A 15,114-nucleotide genomic window follows, 5' to 3' on the forward strand; every position below is an offset into this window, starting at 1 on the left:
CTAAATTATTAAATATAAGCGTAAAAATGACAGAGGTAAATAAAGGTTGTATAAAGTACCATAATGGTCCTAATACCGTTTGTTTGTATTGTGTAATAACATCTCGCTTAACAAACAGAAACAATAAATCACGATAGCGCCAAATTTCTTTAAAATTTAGGTTTATCATTTTCCGTTTTGGAGAAATGGTGTACAACCAATCTTCTGTAGTTTCGGTTTTATTCAATTCTATTATTTTTTTAAAATAGTATTCGTTAGTTATAAACGTTCTTTAACTGGTAATTTAAACTTCGTTAAATTTTTAAAATAATTAAAGTTTAACGATGTTTTTAATACGCTCTAAAATGGTTTTCTTTTTAGTGTCGTTTTCATGATACCCATTTCCATAAGCGCCATAACCGTAACCATAGCCGTAACCATAACCATAACCATAACCACCTGATTGGTTATAACCATTATATATAAAACTTAGGTTTTTAACCTCTCCGCGTTTATATTTATCGTTTATAAGATTAAGCATTCCCTTTTTGGTGTAATCTTGTCTTACAACATATAGTGAAGCATCTGCGTATTCTAATAATTCTAAAGCATCTGCCACTAAACCTACAGGTGGTGTATCTAGAATGATGTAATCGTATTTTTCTTTTAGCTCTGCTATTAAAGCATCCATTTTATCACTAATTAAAAGCTCAGACGGATTTGGTGGTACTGGTCCAGAGGTAATAATATCTAAGTTATCAACCTCAGTTTTTTGAATAACAGCATCTAAATCTTTTTGTCCAATTAAATAATTTACAGCTCCAATATCGTTTTGAATATTAAAGTCGCCAAAAATTTTAGGTTTCCTTAAATCTAAACCTACTAACACTGTACTTTTTCCACTAAGCGCTAAAACTGTTGCAATATTAATAGAACAAAACGTTTTACCTTCTCCACTTACAGAAGAGGTTACCATAACTGTTTTACTGCCTTCCAATTCATGCTTTTTATACATGTATTGCAAACTGGTTCTTATGGCTCTAAAAGACTCTGCAATTGTAGATTTTGGCTTTCTGTGTACTGCTAAATTATTATCTAAAGTATTTACGCCAACAACTCCTAAAACAGGAATACTGGATTGCGACTCTAACTCTTTTGGATTATGTAATTTGTTGTCGAAAAAAGTGATTAAAAAGGCTAATAATAATGGTGGAATAATACCTCCAAAAATAGCAAGCATATAACGTGAACTTAATTTTAAATCGTTTGCACCATTACCAGTATCCTTTGCTGGATCGATAACTAAAATATCGCTTACACTTGACGATTTAATAATGTCTGCCTCACCACGTTTTGCTAAAAACACATTATACGTTTGTTCGCTTAACGCATATTGTCTTTGGATACCTAGTAGGTTTTGTTGTGCTTTTGGGAGTTTTCTAATTTTGGACGTTGCAACTCCTATTCTATTGTTGACTGCATTTATTTCACGACGCAATCCATTAGTAGCAGAGCTAATGTTTTCTAAAAGCACACGTTTTAAAGATTCAATTTTCTGGTTTAAATCTGAAAATATTGAGGCATCACTTCTTACAGATTTCTCGTAATTTGCTTTTTGAACAGACAAACCATTAATTTTAGAAATATTAGATAAGATATTACCATCGTCTACTCCTGCAATAGAAGGTGCTGGAAGTTCTGTAAAACTATTGCTAGTCTCCAAATAACTTTTTAAACTAGCGTAATAAGCTAGCTTTCTATTAATACCATCTTTTTCTATTTCTAAAGTGGACAACTTTGTATTGATAGTTGCACTCTCTTCATCAAGATTGTAAATTTTATTCTTACTTCTATAAGTATTAATAGAGTCTGAATTTAACGTTAACTCTGTCTTTACTCTATTAAGTTGACTATCTATAAAATTAATAGTGTTGGTAACAAACTGGTTTTTTCTAGCCAATTGGTCTGCACTTAGCACTTCTACCGTTTTATTTAAATAATCGACTATTTTTCCTTTATTATAATCTGTCATACTTAAATTTAGTATTGCAGATCCTTTTTGATTATTTACTCTAATACGCCCTTTATAACTTGCTACAACAGCATTAAAATCTCTAAACTGTAAATAATACTCTTTAGTCTCTTTTATCGTTCGTTCTGCGTCTAAAACAACAATACCATTTAAATACGGCAAGTTTATAGGTTCTCCAATTTTATAACGTTTTACAACTACACCTATATTAACATCTACAGGCTTCGTTTTTTTATCAGTAAAATTTTGAGTGCTAATTACACCTGATGTAAAATCGCAGCTTATCTCAAACGTTTCAGCATCAATAAAAGCAACTTTAATTGGCACATTTAATACTTGATAGCTGTCTGGTGCTTGTATAAACCTGAAAGGAGCTGCTTTATAAATATCGTCTTTTCTAAAACGAGATTGCTTTAGATAATTCATATAAAACTGTAAACTATCTACCACTTTTTCGTGTATAGAACGCGATCTTAAAGCCGTTTTAATGGTATTTACTTTACCAGAAACGCCTCCCCAATTAAAGGTTAAACTAGTATTTGACGTAAATAACGGATTTGTATCATCTTCTACAGAAACCTGAGTTCCTAAGGTATAAGAATGTTGTTTTCTAATGTTTTGTTGGTGAATAATAAATACACCAATGCAAATACATAAAATAAATAGCCACCAATAACGTGAGGCTCTAAATAAAAAAGCTCTAATATCAAATACAGGTTGCTGGGACTCTAAAACATCAAACTCGTCATTCATATTACAATTGTTTTAGAGGTTTCTAGCCAAGAAATAAGTAGAGACTAATACTGAAAAAATAGAAGCAATAGTGGTTAAGGTTTGTGTTGCCGTTTCTCCGCCTCCTAAAGCTTTACGTTTTAATGGTTTTACTAATATTATATCGTTAGATTGTATGTAATAGTAAGGTGATTGCATCGCTACAATGTCTGTTAAATCAATACTATGTATTTTTTGCCCTCCAGGATATTGTCTAATAATTTTTATATCTGTTCGGTCTCCTGTATTTTTTATATCGCCTGCATTTGCTAAAGCTTCTATAATATTTACACGATCTTGAAATAAAGTATACACTCCTGTAGATCCTGTTTCTCCTGTTACAGTATAGCGTAATCCAGCCATTTTAACAGTAATAAATATTTGAGAAACGTCTTTTAAATACTTATCTAATAAGGCTTGCTTTACTTTTGCATTAATTTCGTCTGTAGTAAAACCTAATACGTTTAATTTTCCTAAAATAGGAAACTCTATATTTCCATGTAAATCTACAGTAAACCCACTAAAATAAAGTGCTTCTTGTCCACCACCAGAACCTTCTTGCTCAACAGGTTGAAAAATAGCTAACAGCTCTGTTATTTCAGTGTTAGTCGATTTGATATTAATACTAAGAATATCGTTAATTTGAACGCGATATGGTTTCCCTATTTCTTTTAACAACAAACTATCATTAACTACAGTGCCTTTATCTTGTAGATAAACCACATCTTTGTTAGTAATACAAGAAGAACACAATACACTAAGTAGCACAGCAAAAACTACTATCAATTTATTCATTTTTTAGGTAATTTAATTTGTACAAATATAGCATTTCATCGTTAATAACAAAACTTTTATCGGATTTTTTGGTTTTTCATCCGAAATTTTAAAAAAACCAATACTAATTTTAAGCTTTTTTTTTATTTCTAACCTTTTACTTCAAAAAACTGAGCTTTCTATTATCGTATATTTTCAGGTTTTTTATCCGTTATTTGTAAAAAAATAAGTATTGAATTATTTAACAGTTGAAAACATATCGAAGTCTTATGGAGAGCTAACACTTTTTGAAGACATCTCGTTTAGTATCCACAAAGGACAAAAAGTAGCCTTTGTTGCTAAAAATGGTACAGGAAAAACATCCATACTTAATATTCTAGAAAAAACGGACGAACCAGACAGTGGTAATGTTATATTTAGAAAAGATATTAAGGTATCCTTTTTACCTCAAGAACCTTTTTTAAATAGCGAATTAACTGTAGAAGACACTATTTTTAATAGTGACAATCCTATTCTTGATGTTATTAAAAATTATGAAAAAGCACTTTTAAATCCTGAAGATGCTGAAGCTTATCAAGCTGCTTTCGAGCAAATGGATATACAAAACGCTTGGGATTTTGAAACACAATACAAGCAAATTCTATTTAAACTGAAGCTTGAAAACTTGCAACAAAAAGTAAGTAGCATGTCTGGAGGCCAAAAAAAACGTCTCTCTTTAGCCAACGCTCTAATTAACAAACCAGACCTTTTAGTTCTCGATGAGCCTACGAACCATTTGGATTTAGAAATGATAGAATGGTTAGAAGAGTTTTTTGCTAAAGAAAACATCACCTTATTTATGGTAACACACGATCGTTACTTTTTAGAGCGTGTATGTAATGAAATTATAGAACTAGATCATGGCGAATTATTTTCGTACAAAGGAAACTACTCTTATTACTTAGAGAAAAAAGAAGCAAGAATAGAGCAACAAACCGTAGAAGTTGGCAAAGCCAAACAACTTTACAAAAAAGAATTGACTTGGATGCGTCGCCAACCTAAAGCACGTACAACCAAATCTAAATCTAGAATAGACGACTTTACCGAAATTAAACATAAAGCCAGCCAACGAAGACAAGACCATGAAATTCAGTTAGAATTAAACATGGAACGTTTAGGCAGCAAAATTGTAGAACTTAAAAAAATATCTAAAGCTTATAAAGACAAAGTAATACTCGATGGCTTTAATTACATGTTCCAAAAAGGTGAGCGTGCAGGAATTATTGGAAAAAACGGAACAGGAAAATCAACATTCTTAAATATATTAACACAAACTGCAGAACCAGATTCTGGAAAAATAGTTATTGGTGAAACCGTAAAGTTTGGCTATTACACGCAAAGTGGAATCACACCAAAACCTAAACAAAAAGTTATAGACATTGTTCGTGAGTTTGGTGATTATATTCCATTAAAAAAAGGAAGACAAATTAGTGCGCAACAATTATTAGAGCGCTTTTTATTCGATAGAAAAAAACAATACGATTTTGTTGAAAAACTAAGTGGTGGTGAACGTAAGCGTTTATATTTATGTACTGTTTTAATACAAAATCCTAATTTTTTAATTCTCGATGAGCCAACAAACGATCTAGATATTGTAACATTAAATGTACTTGAAAGTTTCTTGTTAGATTTCCCAGGTTGTCTTTTAGTAGTGTCTCACGATCGTTATTTTATGGATAAAATTGTAGATCACTTATTTGTTTTTAGAGGCGAAGGTGTTGTTGAAGATTTCCCAGGAAATTATAGCGATTATAGAGCTTACGAGGATAGTAAACCAGTTACATCTGAAGTTTCTGAAGAAGAGAAAAAGGAAAAGAAGAATTGGAAAAAAAGCAGCAATGTAAAACTATCTTACAACGAGCAAAAAGAATATAAAAACCTTGAAAGTAAAATCAAGTCTTTAGAATTTGATAAAGTTGAATTAGAAAAAAAATTCTTGAATCCAGAATTGTCAACAAATCAAATAAACGAATTGTCTAATAAACTGCAAACCATTATTGATGGTATTGAAGAAAAAGAAATGCGTTGGCTTGAGCTAACAGAAAAAATGGAAGGGTAATTTAGTAAGCAGTCTCTGTTTGCAGTAGTTTACTCAAACATAACAGATTGATTAAATAATATTATTGAAACTAAAATCATTCATACCTAATAATAAACACAAATTTTTATCATTGCTGCAAAGGCAGGAATACACAAGTATATCATAAAAAAAACAGATTCCTGCCTTCGCAGGAATGACAAAACAAAATGCTGTACCAAATAATATCATACTTAAAATTTCTACTACGCTCTACCAACCAACATGGTGTGCATTCTCCTTTTGTCTATCATTTAATTACTAAATGTTTTTACGATAAATCGCCACAAAGCGCCTATAAATCTATTCGCTCTTTTTATAAAAAACTAAGAAAAAACAAACTTAAAATAGATGTAAAAGACTTAGGTTCTGGTAGTCGCGTTTTTAAATCTAATCAACGTTCGGTTTCTAAAATGGCTAGAAATGTTGGTTCTTCTAAAAAAGAAACTAAACTTTTATTTCGCCTAGTAAAATATCTTGATATTAATACTGTACTAGAACTTGGCACCTCTTTAGGTATTGGAACACATGCTATGCATCTTGCAAACCCAGAAGCTAAGATTACTACTATTGAAGGTTGCCCAAATATTTCAGACTTTACAAAAGGGACGTTTAAGCTATTCAATTTAAAAAATATTGAAATTCTCACAGGCGATTTTAATAATGTCATTAAACCATTAACTACAAATAAATACGATCTTATTTATTTTGATGGTAATCACCAAAAACAGGCTACATTAGATTATTTTGAAACACTATTACCAACCACAACAAACGATTCTATTTTTATTTTTGATGATATTTATTGGTCTAAAGGCATGACCGAAGCTTGGGAAATTATAAAAAACCATTCACAAGTTACTGTTTCAATAAACACCTTTTTTTGGGGTATTGTATTTTTTAGACAAGAACAAAAAAAAGAACATTTTACAATAAGAGCATAAGCATGTTAACATCTATTCTCGTTCTTTTTGGCGTATTGCTATTAGCAAAAGCAATTGTAACTATTAATAATAAAAAGCGCGCTGTTGAGAATAATAAAACAAAATTTAGAAAAAAGATGAAGCGTAACTAATTCTACTCTTCTGGTATTTAAATAAAAAAGAAATACTTATTTATTAAAACATTTCTCTTCTAATTAAAAAAATAAGACTATGCAGATTTCTTGGATCATTATTGCTCTAATTATAGGTTTTATATTGGTTATATTAAATAATAAGAAATTTAAATCTTAGACACCTAAATTATTATTCAACTAATTTCTACTCAAAACTTTTAGCTTTTAACTTTTAACTTTTAACTTTGAGGATATGAAAGTATATACAAAAACAGGAGATAAAGGTACAACAGCTTTATTTGGTGGCACTCGTGTTCCAAAACACCACATTCGCATAGATAGTTATGGTACTGTAGATGAGTTAAATTCACATATAGGGCTTATTCGCGACCAGAAAATCAATCAGCAATACAAAGACATTTTAATACTAATACAAAACAAACTCTTTACTGTTGGTGCTGTTTTAGCAACAGATCCAGAAAAATTGATTTTAAAAAACGGAAAAGAACGTTTAAACATCAATAAAATTTCTGCTGAAGACATCGAACTATTAGAGCGCGAAATGGATGCTATGAACGAAGCCTTACCACCAATGACGCATTTTGTATTACCTGGAGGACATCAAACGGTGTCATTCTGTCACGTAGCACGTTGTGTATGTAGAAGAGCAGAGCGTTTAGCAAGTGCATTAAACGAATTGGAACCATTTTTACCAGAAGCATTAATATATTTAAACCGTCTTTCTGACTACCTTTTTGTGTTGGCACGAAAGTTGTCTCATGACTTACAAGCAGACGAAGTTAAATGGATTCCTGAGAAGCATTAACGCTATACAGAAAAGCAAAATTAAGTCTTGTAATTAAATAACACTGCAAAATATTTAGTATCAAATAGTTTCAGTGAAAAATGACGTTCTTTTTTATTACTGAAAAATAATTCACTTTTTTCTTGACTATTTAAACTAAAAATTTACTTTTGCAAAAAATAAATCTATTAAGAAATGTATTGGACATTAGAATTAGCATCTCATTTAAGTGATGCACCTTGGCCTGCTACTAAAGACGAACTTATCGATTACGCGATTAGAACTGGAGCGCCTTTAGAAGTGACAGAAAATTTACAAGCAATTGAAGATGAAGGAGATTCTTACGATTCTATCGAAGAAATCTGGCCAGATTACCCAACAGACGAAGATTACCTCTGGAACGAGGATGAATATTAAAAAAATATTAGCACAGACGTTGCATTGCAATGTCTATACAAGAAAAAAGTCTCAATTTGAGACTTTTTTTGTGCATTAAAATTTAGCCAACCACAGCTAAAAACGTATATTTAAGCCCTTGAAATTTAGAGGTTACAAACACTAAATATAAAGGCACATAAGACTAAACTCCAAGAGAGAGTCTTAACACAACCAAAATAATAACTGTTACGTTTTCACTATTTAAAACGTTACAATCGAAATATAAAATATAAAACTATGAGTTTTTTAGATTCCGTACTAAAGCTATTTGTTGGAGATAAATCCAAACAAGATGTGCAAGCCATATCACCTTTAGTAGATAAAATTAAAACCTTTGAGGCAGCTCTTGAAAAATTGTCTCATGACGAATTAAGAGCTAAAACTGGAGCGTTTAAAGCTATTATTGCCGAAACGCGCAAACCTTTTAATGAACGTAAAGACAAGCTAAAAGAGGAAGCAGATGCTACCGAAGATATAGACAGACGTGAAGATATTTATCAAGAAATTGATAAAATCGAAGACGAAAGTTACGAAGCGGTTGAAGAAACTTTAAATACTATTTTACCAGAAGCGTTTGCAGTAGTTAAAGAAACTGCAAAACGTTTTACAAACAATACCCAAATTACTGTAACTGCTAGTGCTTTTGACAGAGAAGTTTCTGGAATGGGAGATTATGTAACCTTAGATGGAGACCAAGCAACTTGGGCAAACTCTTGGGATGCTGCAGGAAAGCCTATTACTTGGGACATGATTCATTACGATGTTCAGCTTATTGGTGGTATTGCAATGCATCAAGGTAAAATTGCAGAGATGCAAACTGGTGAAGGTAAAACCTTAGTAGCCACATTACCTGTTTACTTAAATGCACTAGCCGAAAAAGGTGTGCACTTAGTAACCGTAAACGATTACTTGGCAAAACGAGATATGGCTTGGATGGCTCCAATTTTCCAATTCCATGGCATGACTATAGACTGTATCGATTACCACAGACCAAATAGTGATGGTCGTCGTAAGGCATACAATTCAGACATTACTTATGGTACAAATAACGAATTTGGTTTCGATTATTTGCGTGATAATATGGCAAATTCGCCAGACGATTTAGTACAACGTCCACACCACTACGCTATTGTAGATGAGGTAGATTCTGTATTAGTCGATGATGCAAGAACACCATTAATTATTTCTGGTCCAATACCAAAAGGAAACGAGCATGAATTTGATGCTTTAAAACCAAAAGTAGAAGATATAGTTTCAGTACAACGCAAGCAATTAACACAAACCTTAGTTGAAGCTAAAAAGTTAATAAAGGAAGGCGACACTAAAGAAGGTGGTTTTCAACTGTTACGAGTTTACAGAGGTATCCCAAAAAACAAAGCATTAATTAAGTTTTTAAGTGAAGAAGGTGTAAAACAAACACTTCAGAAAACAGAAAACATCTACATGGCAGACAACAACCGTGAGATGCCAAAGGTTGATGAGGCTTTATACTATGTTATTGAAGAAAAAAACAATCAAATTGAATTAACAGATAAAGGTGTAGAATACATTTCTGGTAAAGACAATCCAGATTTCTTTGTGATGCCAGAAATTGGTATTGAGATTGCTAAAATTGAAGCAAAAGGATTAGCGTCTGAAGAAGAAGCAAACCTTAAAGAAGATTTATTTAGAGAATTTGGAATTAAATCTGAACGTATTCACACATTAAATCAGTTACTTAAAGCATACGCTTTATTCGAGAAAGACAACCAATATGTTGTGATGGAGAATAAAGTAATGATTGTAGATGAGCAAACTGGTCGTATTATGGATGGTCGTCGTTATAGCGATGGTTTACACCAAGCGATTGAAGCAAAAGAAAATGTAAAAATTGAAGATGCTACACAAACTTTTGCAACTGTAACACTTCAAAATTACTTTAGAATGTACCGCAAACTGTCTGGTATGACAGGTACTGCTGTAACAGAAGCAGGAGAACTTTGGGAAATCTACAAGTTAGATGTTGTAGAAATTCCAACAAACAGACCAATTGCAAGAAAAGATAAAGAAGATTTAGTTTATAAAACGAAGCGTGAAAAATACAATGCAGTTATAGACGAGGTTACAAAATTATCTCAAGCTGGAAGACCTGTTTTAATTGGTACAACCAACGTTGAAATTTCAGAATTACTTGGTAAAATGTTGAGTATTCGTAAAATAGACCACAATGTCTTAAATGCAAAACAACACAAAAAAGAAGCAGATATTGTAGCGCAAGCAGGTAATGCAGGACAAGTAACTATTGCAACTAACATGGCTGGTCGTGGTACAGATATTAAATTAAGCGACGAAGTAAAAGCTGCTGGTGGTTTAGCCATAGTTGGTACAGAACGTCATGATTCTAGACGTGTCGATAGACAGTTAAGAGGTCGTGCTGGTCGTCAAGGAGATCCAGGAAGTTCTCAGTTTTATGTATCGTTAGAAGATAATTTAATGCGTCTTTTTGGTAGTGAACGTATTGCCAAAATGATGGATAAAATGGGATTACAGGAAGGTGAAGTGATTCAGCATTCTATGATTTCTAAGTCTATTGAACGTGCACAGAAAAAAGTTGAAGAGAATAACTTTGGTGTAAGAAAGCGTTTATTAGAGTATGATGATGTTATGAACTCGCAACGTGAAGTGGTTTACAAACGTCGTTTTAATGCCTTAAATGGTGAGCGTTTACGTGTAGATTTAGCAAATATGATTTTCGATACTTCGGAAGGCATTTCAGAAACTAATAAAGGCGCTAGTGATTTCAAGAATTTTGAATTCGAATTAATTCGTTATTTCTCAATGGCTTCTCCAGTTACCGAAGATGAATTTAACAAATTATCTACTACAGAATTAGCAAAACGTATTTATAATGCTGCTTTCGATCATTATAAAGCTAAAATGGAACGCAATGCAGAAGTTGCTTTTCCTGTTATTAAAGATGTGTACGAAACACAAAGAGACAAGTACAAACGTATTGTTGTGCCATTTACAGATGGTGTAAAAACATTACAAGTGGTTACAGATCTTGAAAAAGCTTATGAGTCTAAAGGAAAAGAATTAGTAACAGATTTTGAAAAAAATATTACACTTGCCATTATTGACGATGCTTGGAAAACGCATTTACGTAAAATGGATGAGTTAAAACAATCGGTTCAATTAGCGGTTCACGAGCAAAAAGATCCTTTATTAATTTATAAGTTTGAAGCTTTCGAATTATTTAAAACAATGATTGATCAAGTGAATAAAGATGTTATTTCATTTTTATTTAAAGGTGAATTACCAACCGAAAACCAAAATGCAATTAGCGAAGCTAGAGAAGTAAAAAAGAGAGATAATTTACAAACTAAAAAAGACGAAATACAAAATCTAGATCAGCGTTCTGCTCAAAATCAACAAGCAGGAAATACACAACCACAAAGACAAGTAGTAGAAACTATAGTTCGTGATGCTCCAAAAATTGGACGTAACGATCGTGTAACTATTAAACATGTTATGAGTGGTGAGAATAAAGTTGTTAAATACAAACAAGCCGAACCTTTAATTACTAAAGGCGAATGGGTTATTGTAAATGATTAAACCAATTTTGTAATACCTGCTACTTTTCGTCTACGCTAAAGATAGACTACAGCAGTATCACAAAATACAATAAATAAAAAAAATCCTGAAGTTAATCGCTTCAGGATTTTATTTTGTCATTCAGAAGGTTAAAAAATTATATCTTATTTTTGAATATCCTTATTGTGATAAAACAAAAACAATCTGCTAAAAAATAATATGCGTAAAAATAAAACAATAAGGAATTTTTGGTACAACTTATCTACCAATCAAAAATATATCGTTAGAAAGATATATTACTTTCCTATAGATTTTATTGATAAAATAACTGGGGAAACTAATAAATATGTACCTTCTAGAGGCTCTATTTACACAGGTTCGCCTTCTGGAGCAGCTAAATTTATTAAACAAGGAACGCATCAATTAAAATTATTAACTTCTTTTATAAATTTAAAATCCACAGATTCTGTTTTAGATATTGGTAGTGGTATTGGACGTACTGCAATTGCATTAACAGGTTACCTTAACGAGAAAGGAAATTACAATGGTTTCGATGTTGTTAAAAAAGGAATTAACTGGTGTAACTCTAAAATAGCAAAAGACTTTCCCAATTTTCATTTTAAGTACATTCCGTTGTTTAACGATTTATACAACACAAATATTGAAAAAGCAGAAGAATTTAAATTCCCTTATGCTGAAAAGCAATTTGATAAGGTGTTTTCGTTTTCAGTATTTACTCACATGCAAATTAAAGAAATCTCAAATTACTTTGCAGAGATTCATAAAACACTTAAACCTAATGGAACATGTTTATCTACCTTCTTTTTATACGATGACGAAAATGAAGACTATATAGCCAATAGATCGCAATTTAATTTCCCTATAAAGTTTAATGGCTATAGATTAATGAATGAAACTGTAAAGTCTGGTAATATTGCTATTAATAAAATAGCTTTAGAAACAATGCTTAACGATCAAGGTCTAAAAATTGACCGTATTATTGATGGTTTTTGGAAAGACAAAGTAAGAGATACTAGTAAAATTGAATACCAAGACATTGTTGTTTTTAGTAAAAAGAATTCCTAAATTTTAGAATACCACAACTTATTCTTTTTGGTAAAAAACGGTATTCGTTATATTTTGTAATTTTAGTCAACTAATTAGAAAAAATTAAATCATGCTTAGAAATATACTTGCTACCATTGTTGGTTTAATAGCAGCAATTATTACCATTACAATAATTGAAAAATTAGGTCACGTTGTTTTTCCTTATCCAGAAGGAGCACAAACTGATGATATGGAATGGTTAAAAAATAATACTGCTTTAATTCCAAAAGGAGCAATGGTTTCTGTTATACTAGCACATTCTTTAGGTGTTATTGCTGGAATGGGAATAGCAGGTTTAATATCTAAAACCTCTTTAATTCCAGCATACATAGTTGGAGGAATTATGCTTACAACAACAGCTGTTATGTTGTTTTTAATACCTTCTCCAATATGGTTTAGTATTAGTGATGCATTAGGTGTTATTGCTGGTTTTTACTTTGGAAAAACGTTGGCAGAACGTAATGTTTTTAATTAAAATCTTTCTTAAAGAAGAATTTAAATTATCATTTTATGAAAAAAACAATTTACTTAGCAATTTTAGCACTAATAACTTTAGCATCGTGTAGTAAAGAAAACGACTTTATTTACAATGAAGAATCTTCAGATTTACAAAAAATTATTAATGTCTCAATTTTTGATGAAACAAGCAAAAAAGAAATTACTACAGAATATTTAAAATCTAAATGGGAGAATAAGATTTTAGAACAAGATGGCTATGATGTAGAATTAGAAAAATTTGAAATAATTCAAAGCACAGATAACGACACAAAAGAAATTTATTATTTTCTTAAATCAATAAGTAAAAATAGAACTATAGAAACTGGAGCGTTTTTGATAAAAATTGGTGAAGGACAGTATAAAATGGGAGCAAAACAATGCTCATGTGCTGGATGCAGAACTGGCTGTAGATTAACAATCACTGGTAGCAACTGTGATTGTAGTAAATGTCCTCCAGGAAAGGCATGTACTAAAACAGAAACAGCTATAGTTGGTGGTTAAGTTCAAAATAAAGCAACTAATTTAAAATTAGTTGCTTTATTTTAATAGGTATTAAAGTAAATTTATTCTCACAGACCTTACAATCCCAAAACAACCTCAGGATTAACAGTATTCTCCTTATAAAACTCCAAATCTTTCAAACAACAAACACCAGGATAATCTCCAATATTACCTTGTAAGTCTTTAATTATTTGAAAATGTAAATGTGGTGCATAATCACCATTTACTTCGGCTTTGCCTAATTGTGCAATTATCTCACCTTGCTTTACCTTCGCTCCTACTTTTAAACTAGTTAAAGACTCTCGAGACAAGTGTCCATAAAGTGTGTAAAACTCAAAACCATCTAGATGATGTTTTAATATTATAGTTGGTCCATAATCTCCAAAATTAGTATTGTCTTTAAAACTATGTATTTCACCATTAAAAGCGGCTAAAACAGATGTTTCCGCAGCTACCCACAAATCTAAACCTAAATGAATATTACGTTCTGTTTCTGGATTTTGGTTGTTAAAATAAGCACTACGATTATAAATACCACGTGTTTCTAGATAACCACCAAAAGCAACTTTCTTGTTTTGTTTTTCAAGATAATTAGTTATATAAGTTTCCCATGCTTTAGAAGAAGAAATGTCGAAAGTATTAAGCATTGTATTTTCTTTGGATAAATCGATTGAGGTATAATCGCTTTTAGAAATGGAAGCATCGATAACAAAAACAGCTTCCGAAGCAATTGTTTTTAAAAATGATTTGAGGTCTTTTGAATTCATTAGTGGTTATTAATATCCAAAAATCACATTTTATTTCATATTAACATAACAAAAAATATTAAAAAAGCGTTAACTTATTGATAAGCCTCTACATTTTAAAGTATCTTTATTTTTTAAATTAATCCTAATTAATAAAACCCTATGAAACGATTTATCGTTTTTCTTTTAATAATCATTACTAGCATTCTTGGTTATTTGTACTATACTAAAACTGGCGTTTTTGAAGAAATAAAAAGCCCTAAAGATATTGTTGCTTTTAATCTTAACGATTTAAAAATGAAGGTTTTTTACAACAGACCATCAAAACGAAACAGAGACGTTTTTGGTGCTTTAGTCCCTTTTAATCAAGTTTGGAGAACTGGTGCAAACGAGGCTACTACTTTTGAAACTAACAAGCCTTTAACAATTGGAAACAACTCACTTCCTGCTGGTAAATATACCTTATGGACGATACCTAATGATACTTCATGGAATATAATGTTTAACTCTAAACAGTATAAATGGGGAGTCGACGAGACCATGAAACCTATGCGTATTCCATATTTTGATGTAGTTACCTACTCTGTTCCAGTACAAAATTTAGAGAAACCTGTAGAGCAATTTACTATCGCTTTCGATAATTCTACAGATAACTTATCTTTAACCATGGCTTGGGATCTTGCTAAAGTTGTTGTGCCGCTTAAATAAGTATTCAGT

The 15,114-nt window shown here is 31.3% G+C and carries 12 protein-coding genes and 1 pseudogene; 9 read left to right on the plus strand and 4 right to left on the minus strand.

Annotated features, from left to right (window positions below; all coding sequences use genetic code 11):
- From Q0C58_RS10785 to Q0C58_RS10795, 3 genes and pseudogenes are all read right to left on the minus strand, one after another.
- Positions 1–169: pseudogene (locus tag Q0C58_RS10785) on the minus strand (ABC transporter permease); the annotation flags it as partial.
- Between the two features lie 141 nt (positions 170–310).
- Positions 311–2,764: a tyrosine-protein kinase family protein gene (locus Q0C58_RS10790; RefSeq protein WP_290701283.1), complete on the minus strand. Its 2,454-nt coding sequence runs from the start codon at positions 2,762–2,764 to the stop codon at positions 311–313.
- Between the two features lie 12 nt (positions 2,765–2,776).
- Positions 2,777–3,577, minus strand: coding sequence for a polysaccharide biosynthesis/export family protein (locus Q0C58_RS10795; protein WP_290701286.1), 801 nt, complete (start codon positions 3,575–3,577; stop codon positions 2,777–2,779).
- 211 nt (positions 3,578–3,788) lie between these two features.
- Between Q0C58_RS10795 and Q0C58_RS10800 the strand changes: the two genes are divergently transcribed.
- From Q0C58_RS10800 to Q0C58_RS10835, 8 genes are all read left to right on the plus strand, one after another.
- Positions 3,789–5,654, plus strand: a complete 1,866-nt coding sequence (locus tag Q0C58_RS10800; protein ID WP_290701289.1) for an ABC-F family ATP-binding cassette domain-containing protein — start codon at positions 3,789–3,791, stop codon at positions 5,652–5,654.
- Positions 5,655–5,842: 188 nt separating this feature from the next.
- Entirely contained in the window at positions 5,843–6,616 is a 774-nt protein-coding gene (locus tag Q0C58_RS10805) for a class I SAM-dependent methyltransferase (RefSeq protein WP_290701292.1), read from the plus strand.
- 366 nt (positions 6,617–6,982) lie between these two features.
- Positions 6,983–7,555 (plus strand): cob(I)yrinic acid a,c-diamide adenosyltransferase, encoded by a 573-nt coding sequence (locus tag Q0C58_RS10810; RefSeq protein ID WP_290701296.1) that lies wholly within the window; start codon positions 6,983–6,985, stop codon positions 7,553–7,555.
- Between the two features lie 174 nt (positions 7,556–7,729).
- Entirely contained in the window at positions 7,730–7,951 is a 222-nt protein-coding gene (locus tag Q0C58_RS10815) for a DUF2795 domain-containing protein (protein ID WP_034057512.1), read from the plus strand.
- A 258-nt stretch (positions 7,952–8,209) separates the two neighbouring features.
- Complete coding sequence (secA, locus tag Q0C58_RS10820; protein WP_290701305.1) at positions 8,210–11,566, plus strand: preprotein translocase subunit SecA; 3,357 nt, start codon at positions 8,210–8,212, stop codon at positions 11,564–11,566.
- A 198-nt stretch (positions 11,567–11,764) separates the two neighbouring features.
- Positions 11,765–12,631: a class I SAM-dependent methyltransferase gene (locus Q0C58_RS10825; protein ID WP_290701308.1), complete on the plus strand. Its 867-nt coding sequence runs from the start codon at positions 11,765–11,767 to the stop codon at positions 12,629–12,631.
- Between the two features lie 91 nt (positions 12,632–12,722).
- Positions 12,723–13,127 carry a hypothetical protein gene (locus tag Q0C58_RS10830; protein WP_290701311.1) on the plus strand — a complete coding sequence of 135 codons (405 nt, stop codon included), beginning with the start codon at positions 12,723–12,725 and terminating at the stop codon, positions 13,125–13,127.
- A gap of 35 nt (positions 13,128–13,162) precedes the next feature.
- Positions 13,163–13,651, plus strand: a complete 489-nt coding sequence (locus Q0C58_RS10835; RefSeq protein ID WP_290701313.1) for a hypothetical protein — start codon at positions 13,163–13,165, stop codon at positions 13,649–13,651.
- Between the two features lie 77 nt (positions 13,652–13,728).
- Here Q0C58_RS10835 and Q0C58_RS10840 read toward each other — a convergent pair whose 3' ends face one another.
- Complete coding sequence (locus tag Q0C58_RS10840; RefSeq protein WP_290701316.1) at positions 13,729–14,418, minus strand: peptidoglycan DD-metalloendopeptidase family protein; 690 nt, start codon at positions 14,416–14,418, stop codon at positions 13,729–13,731.
- Positions 14,419–14,559: 141 nt separating this feature from the next.
- Here Q0C58_RS10840 and Q0C58_RS10845 point away from each other — a divergent pair, with 141 nt between their 5' ends.
- Entirely contained in the window at positions 14,560–15,105 is a 546-nt protein-coding gene (locus Q0C58_RS10845; RefSeq protein ID WP_290701319.1) for a DUF2911 domain-containing protein, read from the plus strand.
- Positions 15,106–15,114 lie beyond the last annotated feature (9 nt).

Source organism: Lacinutrix sp., assembly GCF_023299985.1.
Lineage (GTDB): Bacteria > Bacteroidota > Bacteroidia > Flavobacteriales > Flavobacteriaceae > Lacinutrix.

Coding starts and splice junctions, on each gene's coding strand:
- Q0C58_RS10835 (WP_290701313.1), top strand. CDS start 13,163: ATGAAAAAAACAATTTACTTAGCAATTTTAGCACTAATAACTTTAGCA.
- Q0C58_RS10810 (WP_290701296.1), top strand. CDS start 6,983: ATGAAAGTATATACAAAAACAGGAGATAAAGGTACAACAGCTTTATTT.
- Q0C58_RS10845 (WP_290701319.1), top strand. CDS start 14,560: ATGAAACGATTTATCGTTTTTCTTTTAATAATCATTACTAGCATTCTT.
- secA (WP_290701305.1), top strand. CDS start 8,210: ATGAGTTTTTTAGATTCCGTACTAAAGCTATTTGTTGGAGATAAATCC.
- Q0C58_RS10795 (WP_290701286.1), bottom strand. CDS start 3,577: ATGAATAAATTGATAGTAGTTTTTGCTGTGCTACTTAGTGTATTGTGT.
- Q0C58_RS10805 (WP_290701292.1), top strand. CDS start 5,843: ATGCTGTACCAAATAATATCATACTTAAAATTTCTACTACGCTCTACC.
- Q0C58_RS10830 (WP_290701311.1), top strand. CDS start 12,723: ATGCTTAGAAATATACTTGCTACCATTGTTGGTTTAATAGCAGCAATT.
- Q0C58_RS10790 (WP_290701283.1), bottom strand. CDS start 2,764: ATGAATGACGAGTTTGATGTTTTAGAGTCCCAGCAACCTGTATTTGAT.
- Q0C58_RS10840 (WP_290701316.1), bottom strand. CDS start 14,418: ATGAATTCAAAAGACCTCAAATCATTTTTAAAAACAATTGCTTCGGAA.
- Q0C58_RS10825 (WP_290701308.1), top strand. CDS start 11,765: ATGCGTAAAAATAAAACAATAAGGAATTTTTGGTACAACTTATCTACC.
- Q0C58_RS10815 (WP_034057512.1), top strand. CDS start 7,730: ATGTATTGGACATTAGAATTAGCATCTCATTTAAGTGATGCACCTTGG.